Source organism: Collinsella sp. CLA-ER-H8 (genome assembly GCF_040092335.1).
Classification (GTDB): domain Bacteria; phylum Actinomycetota; class Coriobacteriia; order Coriobacteriales; family Coriobacteriaceae; genus Collinsella.
Map to the genome: position 1 here is coordinate 74,531 of NZ_JBBNLU010000004.1, position 12,222 is coordinate 86,752.

Sequence of the window (12,222 nt, forward strand, 5' to 3'; positions counted from 1 at the left end):
GGCAAAGAACGACTCAAAGGTGGGACAAATGTCCCAGCTCTTTTGAATGCCACCGTTTCCGTACCACAAACAGCAGGGCAATCGCTATAATGCAAGCCCAGTAAAAACACGATGAACCGCAAGGCGAAAATCGAAGGATATGCATACGATGTCGCAAAACGATCGAACTCAACTGATTCCCGATCCGCAGCAGCCGAGCAGGCACACCGGCGGCGTTCAGTCGCCGCGTCCTATCGCGCCGAGCCACGGTCAGCAGCGTAGTGCAGCAAACGCTTCCCAACACCCGAACCAACAGCGACAGCAGCGTCAACAACGTCAGCAGCGCCAGGCAAACGGCAATGCGCCCAAGCAGCCCCCCACGCACGCTCGAGGCGATCGCGGCCCCGCGCGCAAACCCGCCGAGAACAATAAGTCGGGCAAAAAGACGACGTTATTTGTCGTCCTGGGCCTAATCGTCATTGTCTATATAGTAGGCGTCGTAGCGTTTTCGCAGGTAGCCTACCCCAACACCACCATCGCCGGCGTCGACGTCTCGTTCTCCAACGCTTCGTCTGCCGCCACCAAGGTCAATTCGGCATGGAAGCACTATAAGCTCGCCGTGACAGGCGATGACTTTAGCTGGACCTATCAGCCCGAGTCCGATGAGCCCATCGTCGACGGCGAAGCTGCCGCAAAAGAAATCATCAGCCACAACGAAGCCTTTATATGGCCGGTCCGTCTTGTGGAATCCTTAAGCGGCAAGACCAAAACAACCGCTACCTCCAACGAAGTCGATCTTGATCAAGACGTCGACCTGTCCATGCTCTCCGACACCTTTGACCAAAAGCAGTTTGAGGAGGATCTGGGCGCCGCCATCGACGAGTTTAACGAGGGCCGTTCGGGCACGTTCGAGGCCAATAGCTCCTATGACGAGCAGGCCGGCAAGTTTACCGTCGAGAAGGCGCGCTCCAACGAAAAGCTCAACCGCGAGCATGTCATTAAGTACGCCGAGCTCGAGCTTGCCTCGCTGACCGAGACCGTAGATCTTTCCAAGCTCGGCAACGATGCCTATGAGCCGCTTAATGGAACGCTGACCGATGATCAGATTCAGGCCGCAAGCGATGCCGCCAACAACTTCCTGGGCGTCAACGTGACCCTCAAGCTCAACGGCGAGGATGCCGGCAAGGTTGATGGCAGCTCCGTGTTGCAGTGGATCAGCTTTGCCGATCCGGCCAACCCCACGCTCGATACGTCGCAGATCAGCAGCTGGGCAGCCGAACTCGCCAACGGCTTTAATACCGTGGGCTCCACTCGTTGGTGGACGCGCGCCGATGGCAAGCAGTGCGCCGTCGAAGGCGGCGACTTTGGTTGGTCCATCGACAGCAGCTCGCTCGCCAAGCAGGTCGAGGACGCCATTAACAACAAGCAGACCGGCGAGATCGAGATCAAGTACTCCCAGAAGGCCGACACCTTTACCGCAAAGGGAGAGCCCGACTGGAAGGCGTATATCGACGTCGACCTGTCCGAGCAGCACGCGCGCTACTATGACGAGAGCGGCAATATCGTGTGGGAGGCCAACTTTATTTCCGGCAAACCGGGCGAAGACGCCACCCCCGAGGGTGTGTGGCAAATCAACAGCAACGACGGCGGCAGCACCCTGATCGGAGCCAAGGACCCCGAGACCGGTAAACCCAAATATGAGAGCCCGGTGAGCTACTGGATGCCGTTTGAGGGCAACATGATCGGCTTCCACGACGCCACCTGGCAAAACGACAAGAGCTTCGATAACGCCGAGTCGTACAAGTGGTGCGGCAGCCACGGTTGCATCAACCTGCGCCTGGCCGACACCAAGGCACTGCACGATTGCATCAAAGTCGGCCTGTGCGTGGTTGTCCACTCGTAGTGCAACGCGCGCATTCCTACAACGTGGAACCGCTGCGACCAATCTAACAGTTCCGAAAGAAACCGTCCTATGCGCCCGCCCCAACCGGTGGGCGCATATAATTATCGAGGTTCTTTCTATAAAGGAGACGCTATGCCGAATGTCCCCACGATCACCCCGGGCCCAGATGATACCGAGCGCACGCCCGAAGGTGCCACCGAAACGTTTCCTCTGATTACAAATGTACATGCCGACAAGCAGAGCGGACGCGCGAACGATACGGCCGAGATTTCCGATGAAGAGGCATATGCCAAGCTCAAGGCAAAGCGTGCCGAACGCCGACGCAAAAAGCTGATTCGTCGCGGTATTGCCGCCGGCGTCGTGGGTGCCGTCGCGCTCATTGCCATTGTTGCAACCCTTGTTATCAATGTGCAGCCACAGGGCGCTAGCGGTCCTGTGACCGACATGGTGACCGAGGGCACGTTTACCACAACGGTCGAGGCGAAAGGCCAGCTCAAACCCATTTCGTCCTCAGTGGTCTCCCCTTCTGTCGACGGCACGGTCGATTCTATCAACGTGCAGGCAGGCCAATCCGTCAACGAGGGCGACGTGCTTATGACCATTAAAAACGACGAGCTCGATCGCAACGTTGCCGAGGCGCAGCGTGCAGTTGCTGCCGCTCAAGAAGACCTCGCCAACGCGCAGAAAGCCGCAGCTGCTGCGCAGGCCACCCCAACGACGGACGTCGAGGGAGCTTCCGCAGCGGCTGGCGTCTCCGCCGCATCAGTGGACACGAACGCCGTATCGGCCGCGCAGCGCAGCCTCGCATCAGCCCAGGCAAACCTCGACCAGGCGAACGCCAAGGCCTCCAGTCGCACGGTCACGGCCCCGAGCTCGGGTAGCATCGTGGAGCTCAATGCCAAAGTGGGCGCCACGGTTACAGGCGGCATGATCATGGGCGAAAGCGATACGAGCGGCGGCAAGCAGTGCATGCAGATCGCCGACCTATCTAAGATGAAGGTGACCGTGCAGGTGGGCGAAAAGGACATCGCCAAGATCGCCGTTGGGCAGAGCGCCAACGTCACGTATCCCGCGTTTCCCGATATCGTGAGCCAGGGCACCGTCACGGCTATCGCGTCGGTGGCAAACTCCGACGCCGCCAACGGTGGCGGCGGCAGCGTGACCTTTAACGTCGACATTCTCATCGAGGCGCCCGACGCGCGCCTGAAGCCGGGCATGACGGCCGAGGTCTCGGTGGTGACCGAGCAGCTCGACGACGTGGTGATGGTGCCGACGATGGCGCTCATGACCGAAGACGGCGAACACTATTACGTCAACGTGGCGTCTGATGACGAGGGCAAGCAAACCCATCGCGTGAAGGCGACCGTCGTGACGCAAAACGACAACGAAGCCGTAGTCGGCAAGACACAGGTTAAGCGCGACGACCAGGGCAACGAGATCAACCCCAACGTTCCGGTTACCAAGCTGCGCGATGGCGACACCCTCGTCATGGACACCGGAGCGGACGCAACGGCTGACGGCGGCTACGGTGCGGATTCGGGCAGTATGTCTGCCGACGAGGGCATGTAATGCGTCCCGTTATCGACATCCGCAACGTGCACCGCATCTTTGAGAGCGAGGCGGGGTGCGCCCACATCCTGCACAACGTGAGCCTGGAGGTAAATCCCGGCGAATTCGTCGCTATCACTGGCCCCTCGGGCTCGGGCAAATCAACGCTCATGAACATCCTAGGCTGCCTGGATAAGCCAACGGCGGGCGACTACTACCTGCAAGGGCTCAACGTGGCCGAGCTCGATGATGACGAGCTCACCGAAGTTCGCGCTCTGAGCATTGGCTTTGTCTTTCAGAGCTTCAACCTGCTGCCGCGCCTGTCGGTTATCGAAAACGTGATGCTGCCGCTGGCCTACACCAATGTGCCCCGTAGCCAGCGCGAAATGCGAGCCGTGCACGCGCTGCAGGCCGTCACGCTACCGGTCGACCACTGGGACCACCGCATATCCGAGCTCTCGGGCGGCCAGATGCAGCGTGTCGCCATCGCGCGCGCCCTCGTCAATGACCCGCCCATCATCCTGGCCGATGAGCCAACGGGAAACCTAGACTCCGCCACTGGAGCGCTTGTGATGGAGACCTTCCATAGGCTCCAGGAGCGCGGCAAAACCATCGTGCTTATCACACACGACCCCGGCATCGCCGCCGAGGCCGACCGTGCCGTGACCATCCGCGACGGTCGCATTCACGACGGCGCGTATATTCCACATGCACCGCGGACCCTGCGCAGCGCCGTAGATAGCCTGCCCATGATTTCCGCCTCCGCCAACCCGCCGAAAGGAGTGGTGGCATGAGCGCACGCGATCTCATCCAGGAAGCCCTTCACTCGCTCGAAGCCAACAAGGGGCGCAGCCTGCTCACCATCCTGGGCATTGTCATCGGCATCGCCTCGGTTATCGCCATGACTTCGCTCATCGGCGGTATCCAAAACAGCCTGGTTAACAGTCTGGGCCTCAATGCGGCACGCATGGTGCAAATCTATTCGTCGCAAGAACTCACCGAGTCGGACATCGAGAAGCTTCAAAAACTGGTGCCGCAGATAGAGCAGATTGGCATTGTCGACAGCGCGTACACCGAGTACAAGACCGGCGATAAAAGCTATACCGTCATGGCGCAGGGCGTCGATAGCGACATGCTCGACGCCGTGGGGGCCAGCAAGCTCGTTGCGGGGCGCACCTATTCCCAGGCCGAGTCCCAATCAGGCTCGCGCGTGGCGCTCATCAGCCGCAACGGCGCCGATCAGCTTTACGGCAACGAACAGGATGCGCTGGGGAAAACCATCAAGGTGTCCAACGGCGAGGTGCAGATTGTAGGCGTGATTGATGGCGGCAGCGACTCCATGGGCTCGCTCACGCTGTATATGCCACGCGAAACCATCTCCGGGCTGTTTGGCGACGAGAATCCTTCATTCCCCAGCGTGACGGCACTTGCCGCCGAGGGCACGGACATGGATGAGCTTTGTAAGACCATCGAGTCCAAGGTGCGCGCGATGAAGGGCATCGCGGAGGAGGATGAGTACGACAGTGTATCGGCGACATCCATGAAAAGCGCCATCGATGCACTCAACTCCTTTATGGGCGCGTTCTCGCTCATCATGGGTGCTGTCGCCAGCATCTCGCTGCTTGTCGGCGGTATCGGCATTATGAATATGATGCTCACCAACGTGACTGAGCGCATTCGCGAGATCGGCATCCGCCGCGCTCTGGGCGCCAGTCGTCGCGATATCACCGCCCAGTTTTTGGCCGAGTCCTCGGCGCTGTGCGTCACCGGCGGACTGTTGGGTGTCCTGATTGGTTATCTGCTGGCATGGGCTCTTGCGATGTTTGCCGCAGGATCAGGGGTTCTCGGCGAGCTCGGTGCCAGCGGGCAAATCGCACCGAGCTTTTCAATCGCCACGGTGCTGCTGGCCTTCGCCGTCTCCGTCTGCATCGGCGTAATCTTTGGCTTCTACCCCGCTCGCCGCGCCGCAAAGCTCGACCCGGTGGAGTGCCTACGCTACCAGTAAGCCACCACCAACAAGTTGCGGTGAATTAGGGACTGAATATGCTATCAAGCAGCAAAAACAGACACTATTTCACCGCAACTTATTGAAGGGCTGCTTGCGCCGGTTCCGGGGTTCGTCCTCGAGCTATTGGCGGATGACGGGCTTGTACGGGTCGAGCTTGCTCGGGGCGCTCCTCCTCGCGGGCGAGAGGGCGCGCAGGCGTGGCGAGCGCCTAGCGCGCGAGCTCCCGTAAGAGCGCGTCTTCCACTTCCCGAAGCGAAAGGGCCACGCCTCCCTCGGCGGGACGGGTGACCACGATGCAGCGCGCTCCCGCGTCGCGCGCGGCGGCGAGCTTCTCGGCCGTGCCGCCTACGGTTCCCGAGTCCTTGGTCACAAGCCACTGGGCGCCCACCTGCCGAAGCATCGCCTCGTTGAGCTCGCGGGTGAAGGGCCCCTGCATGCCGATGATGTGCGATGGCGAAAACCCCGCGTCGATGCACTTCGTTATAGCACCGGGCAGCGGGAGCACACGCACGAAGAAGCGCTCCGCGTAATCGGCGACGCGCGTGTAGGGAGCAACCTCCTTGCTCCCCGTCGTGAGAAGCGCGCGACCCGGGTTCTCGGAGAGAAAGCGCGCCGCGCAGGCGATTGACGCGACCGGCACGACGCCTTTGGGCAGCGTCTCGACCGGGCGCGCAAGGCGCAGACATCGTGCACCCACGGCGAGCGAAGCGGCCCGGATGTTGCCGCTTGCGAGCGTAGCGAAGGGGTGCGTGGCGTCGACGACGATGCGCACGCCGGAAAGCTCGCGCTCCATGTCGGCCTCGTCGAGCCTGCCCGCATGCACCTCGATGCCCGGAAGCTCGCCCAAAAGCTCGCCTCCGTACTCGGTTGCCGCGTAGGCACGGGCGGGTATGCCCGCCCCGCTCGCCCATTCGCACAGAAGGCGGCCCTCGGTGGTGCCGGCGAAGATGCGCAGCGCCGGCGCGGATGCGGGGGCCGTCACTTCGGGCCGCCTGGGCGCGTGATCTGGTAGAGCAGCGCGTTCATAATGGCGGCCGCCACGGTCGAGCCGCCCTTGCGACCCCTCGCGACGATGGCCGGCACGCGTCGCGCGAGTAGCTCCTCTTTCGCCTCGACCACGTTCACAAACCCGACCGGCACCCCAACGACGAGCGCGGGCGCGATCTTCCCCGCGTCCATGAGCTCGGCGAGGCGCAGAAGTGCTGTGGGAGCGTTGCCGACGGCCACGACGAGCGGACCCTCGATACCGCAAGCTTTGTCCATGCTCGCAACGGCGCGAGTCGTGCCCGCGGCGCGCGCAGCCGCGGCGACATCAGGGTCGGCCATGTAGCACACGGCCTTGCAGCCGAGCTTCGCGAGCGCGGGCTTGCTTATGCCTGCGAGCGCCATGTTCGTGTCGGTGAGCACCGTGGCCCCTGTGCGCAGTGCGTCGAGCGCACGGTGCGCGGCATCATGGGTGAACACGAGGGAATCGGCGTACGAGAAGTCGGCAGTGGTGTGGATGACGCGCTTCACGACGGGCTCTTCGAGCGGCGGGAACGTGCGGCCGCCGAGCTCTTCGGTGATGAGCTCGAAGCTGCGCCGCTCGATGTCGCCGGGCGCCATCTCCTTGGAATCCATCTAGTACTCCACTCCTTCCCTTGCACATATCCCCTGCTCGTAGGGGTGTTTCTCGCACCGCATCTCGGTTATGTAGTCGGCCTTCTCCACGATCTTGCGGGAAGGCGCGCGCCCGGTGAGCGCTACTTCGACGCCGCGCGCGGACATATCGAGCGCGCGGTCCACGAGCGCCTCGTCGACAAGCCCCTTCAAAAGCGCGTCGAGCGCCTCGTCGAGCACGAGCAGCCCCTCCTGCGCGCCCTCGAGCTCGGCGAGCGCGGAAGCGAGGTTCCCATCGTGCAGCTCGCGCGTCGCGGCAAGTTCTTCCGACGTCATCGACCAGGTAAACTTGTCCGACGCCTTCCCCGCGAACACGGGCACGCCGAAATGCTCGGCGAGCAGGCGCGCCTCCCCGCTTTCGCCGTCTTTCAGGAACTGCACAACGACGACGCGGCGGCCTGCGGCGAGCATGCGAAGGGCGAGGCCCATCGCCGCCGTGGTCTTGCCTTTGCCGTCGCCATGATACACGTGGATCATACGCCCTCCTCGATAATGCGGTAGACATACTCCATGTCGAGCGCCCCGCGCACGGAGTCGGCCAGGCGGTCGAACTCGCGCGCACGGTGATCGGCCGCGGACACCGCGCCCTCAGCACCCACGACGCTCTCGGGCAGGCCGCGCATGCGCGCGAGCGAGCGTGCGAGGGCGAGCGCCACCCCCGGTTCGTCGAACAGGCCGTGGAGATAGGTTCCGAACACGTTTCCGCAGGCCGCGCCTTCTGGTTTGCCGCCAATCGTGCCCGCAGGGGCGCAGAAGACGGTCGTTACGCCGTCGTGAATCTCGTACCCGCGCGCCGTCATGCCGTTCCACACCGAGAACGCGCCTTGGGCGCCCGTGATGCGCAGCTCCGACTGGGCGAGGCGCTTTTCCTCCTTGAACACCGTACTTGCAGGGATGAGCCCGAGCCCGCGCGCGGTGCCAGCGCCTTCCCTGCCGTGCGGGTCGGAAAGCTCGTCTCCCAAAAGCTGGTAGCCTCCACATATGCCGAGCACCGGCGTGCCCGCGCCCGAAAGCGCGCGTACACAGGCTCCGATGCCGCTAGCCGCAAGCCAGCGTGCGTCGTCGAGCGTGGTCTTCGAGCCGGGGAGCACCACCAGGTCGGGTCGGCCCAGATCGGTCGTCGAGGAAACGAAGCGCACGCCCACGCCGGGCACGCGCGAAAGCGGGTCGAAGTCGGTGAAGTTCGACAGATGCGGAAGGCGCACGACGGCGACGTCGATGACGCCGCGCGCCTCGCGGGCAGATAGGCGCGGCGCGAGCGAGTCCTCGTCGTCCAGGTCGAGCGTAAGATACGGCACGACCCCCACGACGGGAACCCCGCACATCTTCTCGAGCGGGACCAAACCCGGGCGCAGGATTTCCACATCGCCGCGGAACTTGTTCACAACAAGCCCCCGCAAAAGCGCGCGGTCCTCGGGCGCAAGGAGCGCGACCGTGCCGTAGAGCTGGGCAAACACCCCGCCTGGATCGATGTCGCCCGCGAGCAGCACGGGGGAGGACACGGCGCGCGCGAGCCCCATGTTGACGATGTCGTTTTCGGCAAGGTTGATTTCGACGGGACTGCCGGCGCCCTCGATGACGATGACGTCGTTTTCCTCCGCGAGCGAATCGAACGCCTCCAAAATCTGCGGCATGAGCGTCTTCTTTCGCGCGAAGTAGTCCCTCGCAGCGAAGGCTCCCTGCGCCTTGCCGGCCACGATGAGCTGGCTTCGGTGGTCGCTTTCGGGCTTGAGCAGGATGGGGTTCATGCGCACGTCGGGCGCGATGCCGCACGCTTCGGCCTGCATGATCTGGGCGCGCCCCATCTCGAGACCGTCGGCCGTGACACCGCTGTTGAGCGCCATGTTCTGGCTCTTGAAGGGAGCCACGCGCAGGCCGTCCTGCGAAAGAACGCGGCACAGCCCCGCCGCAAGCAGGCTCTTCCCCGCGTTCGACATGGTGCCCTGGATCATGATGGGCTTCGCCCTACCCACGGGTATCGACCTCCTTCGCCGAGCCTCGGCCATCCGCGCCCGCCATAGCACCGCTGCAAGAAGCGCCGCCCCGTTCGTCGGGTTCGCCTTCGCCTGATGTACCTTCCGCCCATAGCGCGCGGCTGAACGCCATCGCAAGCCGGGCGTTCTCCTTGCGCGTGCGCACCGCGACGCGGCACCAGAAACGGGACAGTACCGAAAACGAGTCGCACGTGCGGACCAAAACCCCCTGTTTATACAGGCGTTCGGGAATGTCTTTCGTCGGCGTGCGGACTAAAAGGAAGTTCGCATCCGACGGCACGACGGAAAGCCCGAGCGAGGAGAGCTCGTGGGAAAGCCACGCTCGCTCGCCCGCCAATACATCGCGCGTGCGCGAGACGTATTCGACGTCTTCCAGGGCGGCGATGCCCGCGGCCTCGGCGACCGAGGAGACGGGCCACGCCTGCCCCGCCCGGCGAATTCCATCGATGAGTTGGGCGTTTCCGCTGATCAGATATCCCAGCCGTAACCCCGCCATTCCGTAGAGCTTGGTGAACGCAGAGAGCACGGCCACATGGCGCGAACACGCGGCGCGTGCGGCCACGCTCCTATCGCGGGCGTCGGGCGCAAACCCGAGGAAGCACTCGTCCACGACGAGCAGCGCGCCCACCTGCTCGCAGCGGCAAGCCGCGGCATCGATCACGCGGGGGTCGACGAGGCGCCCCGTCGGGTTGTTCGGATTGCAGAGGTACGCCACGTCTCCCGGCCCCTCGATCGCGCGGGCGAAGGAGGCGGGCACGTCGAAGTCGTCCGCTTCGGAGAGCGGGAACTCCTGCACGCATGCGCCGTAGTACGATGCCGCCTCCGCATATTCAGAGAACGTCGGCGCGCACACGACGATGCGTTTCGGGCGCACCGCCGCAGCGAGCCGCCAGATGATGTCGGACGCGCCCGCGCCGCAGACGATAGTATCTTCGGGAATGCCCTGGGCGCGCGATAGGGCGCGAACAAGGGCGAGGCTTTCCCTATCGGGGTAGGCGTCGATTCGAGAAAGCGCCTTGCAGGCTGCGGCGACAGCGCGCGGCGAGGGGCCTGCCGGATTCACGTTCACCGAGAAATCGATGAAGTCGGAGGCGCCCCCTTCGCAAGCGATGCCAAGCGATTGCGCACTGCCCCCATGCGTACGGGCGCGCAGGATTCCCCCGGCAGCCCGGGACGCAGCGTGGTCTTCCCTCATGACATCGCCCCCACGGCGAGCACGACCGCCGCGCGCGCGGCGCCGAAGACGACGAGCGCGCATACGGACGCGGCGAGCATGAGCCTTGTCGCCCGGGCGATGTCGCCCCACTCGATTTCGCGGGATGCGTCGCCTATCGTCGGTTTCTCAACGAGCTTGCCGAAATACACCGCGGGTCCTGCCAGGCGCAGCCCGAGCGCGCCCGCACACGCTGACTCGGTCTGCGCCGAGTTGGGGCTCGCATGGCGACGCCTGTCGCGGCGCCAGATGCGCGCCGCCCCGCACGCGTCGAGCCCGACGATCGGGCACACGGCGATCATGAGCAGGGCCGATAAGCGCGAGGGAATCCAGTTCACCGCATCGTCGAGGCGCGCCGAGGCGCAGCCGAAGTCGATGTAGCGCTCGTTTTTGTAGCCCACCATGCTGTCGAGCGTGTTCACCGCCTTGTACGCCATGCCCAAGGGCGCACCCCCGATCATAAGGTAGAAAAGCGGCGCGATGACGCCGTCGCTCGCGTTCTCCGCCACCGTTTCCACGGCGGCGCGCGCAACGCCCTGCTCGTCGAGAACAGACGTGTCGCGTCCCACGATGAGCCCGACGGCTTCACGAGCCGCGACAAGGCCGCCCTTCGAGAACGCGCGGGCCACGGCCAGGCTCTGGCGGCGCAGCTCGCATGCCGCGAGAATCTGATAGCTCGCCCATGCCTCGGCCACGAAGCGCAAGCCGGAGTGAACCATGCCGCAAAGATGCAGGATTCCCCAGGTCAAAAGCCAACACGCAAGCGGAAGCGCCACGGCGAGCACAAGCCCTGCGGCGCGCGTGCCCGCGGACGTTTGCGGGAATGCGCCCCGCAGGCGGCCTTCGGCCCACGTGATCGCGCGCCCCATGGCGACGACGGGATGGGGAAGCCAGCGCGGGTCGCCGAAGGCAAGGTCGGCCGCGAACCCGGCGGCGACGGCAAGAATCGTCATCACCGGGCATCGCCCCCCGAAGCGGGGCGAACGTCGCGAAGGCAGCGCCCATCCCAGGTGGCGGCCCATGCGCCGCCCGGCTCGGTATGCACGTCGAAATATCCCATTTTCGGGACAGCTAGCTCGGAGAGCAGCGCTTTCACGGTACCCGCGTGAACGACGAAGACGGCGCGCCCACTCCCCTGGGCGCGCTCCGATTCGCACGCCTCCCGAAACGCCGCGACGACGCGGCGGGTGAAATCGCTCTTGCCCTCGCCATGCGGGCAGCGCGTCTCGCACCAGGAGTCTACCCAGGCGCGGTAGCGCACATCCTCTTTAAGCTCGGCGGCGCTTCGCCCCTCGAAGTCACCGAAATCCATCTCGCGCAGACCGGGGCACGCCATAAGCTCCGCGTACGGGAAGAGGATGCTCGCCGTCTGGTCGGTGCGGGCCATTCCGCTCGTGATAACACGGAACACGTCACGATCGCACGCGAGATCGCGCAAAGCGCGCTCGCCCGCGCTCGACAGGGGCTCGTCGGTGCCCGCCCCGCTGTAGCGATGGTCTTCCGTGCCCGCCGTGGCACCATGGCGCACGAAGACGACTTCCAAAGGCGCGCTCGCGCCCTGCGTCCCTCGAGACGCATCGGCAAGGTTTCCTTTGATGACCTGGGGAATCCCGCACGTCATGCGCACGACGACGTCGGCGCGCGCAGCGAGCGCGCATCCCAGGCGCCCCGCGCGCTCGCGCCATTGGGCGTCTTCCGCACGCATGGGGACGACCCCCGAGCCGACCAAGGACAGAATCACTGCGTCGAAGCCGATCAGCCGCTCGAGCGCCCGGTCAACGTCGAGCGCGCGTACGAGTTCCTCAGCACGGTACGCGACGCGGCCGGCAAAAGCCGCGGGCACGCCGCCCTCCGCAAACTGCGCCGCGTCGACGAAATCGTCCGCCGCGAACCCGAGCTTTTCGCGCACGAAGGTCCT

The 12,222-nt window shown here is 64.4% G+C and carries 11 protein-coding genes; 4 read left to right on the top strand and 7 right to left on the bottom strand.

Going from position 1 to position 12,222, the window contains the following annotated elements:
- The first annotated feature begins 148 nt into the window (after positions 1–148).
- From AAAX72_RS03755 to AAAX72_RS03770, 4 genes are all read left to right on the top strand, one after another.
- Positions 149–1,882: a L,D-transpeptidase gene (locus AAAX72_RS03755; RefSeq protein WP_349129103.1), complete on the top strand. Its 1,734-nt coding sequence runs from the start codon at positions 149–151 to the stop codon at positions 1,880–1,882.
- Between the two features lie 132 nt (positions 1,883–2,014).
- Positions 2,015–3,451 (top strand): efflux RND transporter periplasmic adaptor subunit, encoded by a 1,437-nt coding sequence (locus AAAX72_RS03760; RefSeq protein WP_349129104.1) that lies wholly within the window; start codon positions 2,015–2,017, stop codon positions 3,449–3,451.
- Positions 3,451–4,224, top strand: coding sequence for an ABC transporter ATP-binding protein (locus AAAX72_RS03765; protein WP_349129106.1), 774 nt, complete (start codon positions 3,451–3,453; stop codon positions 4,222–4,224). Before AAAX72_RS03760 ends, AAAX72_RS03765 begins: the two co-directional genes overlap by 1 nt.
- Positions 4,221–5,435 (top strand): ABC transporter permease, encoded by a 1,215-nt coding sequence (locus AAAX72_RS03770; RefSeq protein WP_349129108.1) that lies wholly within the window; start codon positions 4,221–4,223, stop codon positions 5,433–5,435. The genes AAAX72_RS03765 and AAAX72_RS03770 overlap by 4 nt, the downstream gene beginning before the upstream one ends.
- Before the next feature lie 211 nt (positions 5,436–5,646).
- Here the strand turns inward: AAAX72_RS03770 and cobK are convergent, their stop codons facing one another.
- The 7 genes from cobK to AAAX72_RS03805 are packed head-to-tail and all read right to left on the bottom strand — an operon-like array spanning position 5,647 to position 12,213.
- Entirely contained in the window at positions 5,647–6,420 is a 774-nt protein-coding gene (cobK, locus tag AAAX72_RS03775; protein ID WP_349129109.1) for a precorrin-6A reductase, read from the bottom strand.
- Positions 6,417–7,058 carry a precorrin-8X methylmutase gene (locus AAAX72_RS03780; RefSeq protein ID WP_349129111.1) on the bottom strand — a complete coding sequence of 214 codons (642 nt, stop codon included), beginning with the start codon at positions 7,056–7,058 and terminating at the stop codon, positions 6,417–6,419. The genes cobK and AAAX72_RS03780 overlap by 4 nt, the downstream gene beginning before the upstream one ends.
- A complete protein-coding gene (locus tag AAAX72_RS03785; protein WP_349129112.1) occupies positions 7,059–7,574 on the bottom strand; it encodes a cob(I)yrinic acid a,c-diamide adenosyltransferase in 516 nt (171 codons plus the stop codon).
- Positions 7,571–9,070, bottom strand: coding sequence for a cobyric acid synthase (locus tag AAAX72_RS03790; RefSeq protein WP_349129113.1), 1,500 nt, complete (start codon positions 9,068–9,070; stop codon positions 7,571–7,573). The genes AAAX72_RS03785 and AAAX72_RS03790 overlap by 4 nt, the downstream gene beginning before the upstream one ends.
- Positions 9,063–10,286 carry a histidinol-phosphate transaminase gene (locus AAAX72_RS03795; protein ID WP_349129114.1) on the bottom strand — a complete coding sequence of 408 codons (1,224 nt, stop codon included), beginning with the start codon at positions 10,284–10,286 and terminating at the stop codon, positions 9,063–9,065. Before AAAX72_RS03795 ends, AAAX72_RS03790 begins: the two co-directional genes overlap by 8 nt.
- Entirely contained in the window at positions 10,283–11,257 is a 975-nt protein-coding gene (gene cbiB, locus AAAX72_RS03800) for an adenosylcobinamide-phosphate synthase CbiB (RefSeq protein ID WP_349129116.1), read from the bottom strand. Before cbiB ends, AAAX72_RS03795 begins: the two co-directional genes overlap by 4 nt.
- Positions 11,257–12,213 carry a histidine phosphatase family protein gene (locus AAAX72_RS03805; RefSeq protein WP_349129117.1) on the bottom strand — a complete coding sequence of 319 codons (957 nt, stop codon included), beginning with the start codon at positions 12,211–12,213 and terminating at the stop codon, positions 11,257–11,259. The genes cbiB and AAAX72_RS03805 overlap by 1 nt, the downstream gene beginning before the upstream one ends.
- Positions 12,214–12,222 lie beyond the last annotated feature (9 nt).

What these genes read in the sequence shown, in the direction of transcription:
- AAAX72_RS03755 (WP_349129103.1), top strand. Translation starts at nt 149, where the DNA reads ATGTCGCAAAACGATCGAACTCAACTGATTCCCGATCCGCAGCAGCCG.
- cbiB (WP_349129116.1), bottom strand. Translation starts at nt 11,257, where the DNA reads ATGACGATTCTTGCCGTCGCCGCCGGGTTCGCGGCCGACCTTGCCTTC.
- AAAX72_RS03795 (WP_349129114.1), bottom strand. Translation starts at nt 10,286, where the DNA reads ATGAGGGAAGACCACGCTGCGTCCCGGGCTGCCGGGGGAATCCTGCGC.
- AAAX72_RS03765 (WP_349129106.1), top strand. Translation starts at nt 3,451, where the DNA reads ATGCGTCCCGTTATCGACATCCGCAACGTGCACCGCATCTTTGAGAGC.
- AAAX72_RS03760 (WP_349129104.1), top strand. Translation starts at nt 2,015, where the DNA reads ATGCCGAATGTCCCCACGATCACCCCGGGCCCAGATGATACCGAGCGC.
- AAAX72_RS03785 (WP_349129112.1), bottom strand. Translation starts at nt 7,574, where the DNA reads ATGATCCACGTGTATCATGGCGACGGCAAAGGCAAGACCACGGCGGCG.
- AAAX72_RS03770 (WP_349129108.1), top strand. Translation starts at nt 4,221, where the DNA reads ATGAGCGCACGCGATCTCATCCAGGAAGCCCTTCACTCGCTCGAAGCC.
- AAAX72_RS03780 (WP_349129111.1), bottom strand. Translation starts at nt 7,058, where the DNA reads ATGGATTCCAAGGAGATGGCGCCCGGCGACATCGAGCGGCGCAGCTTC.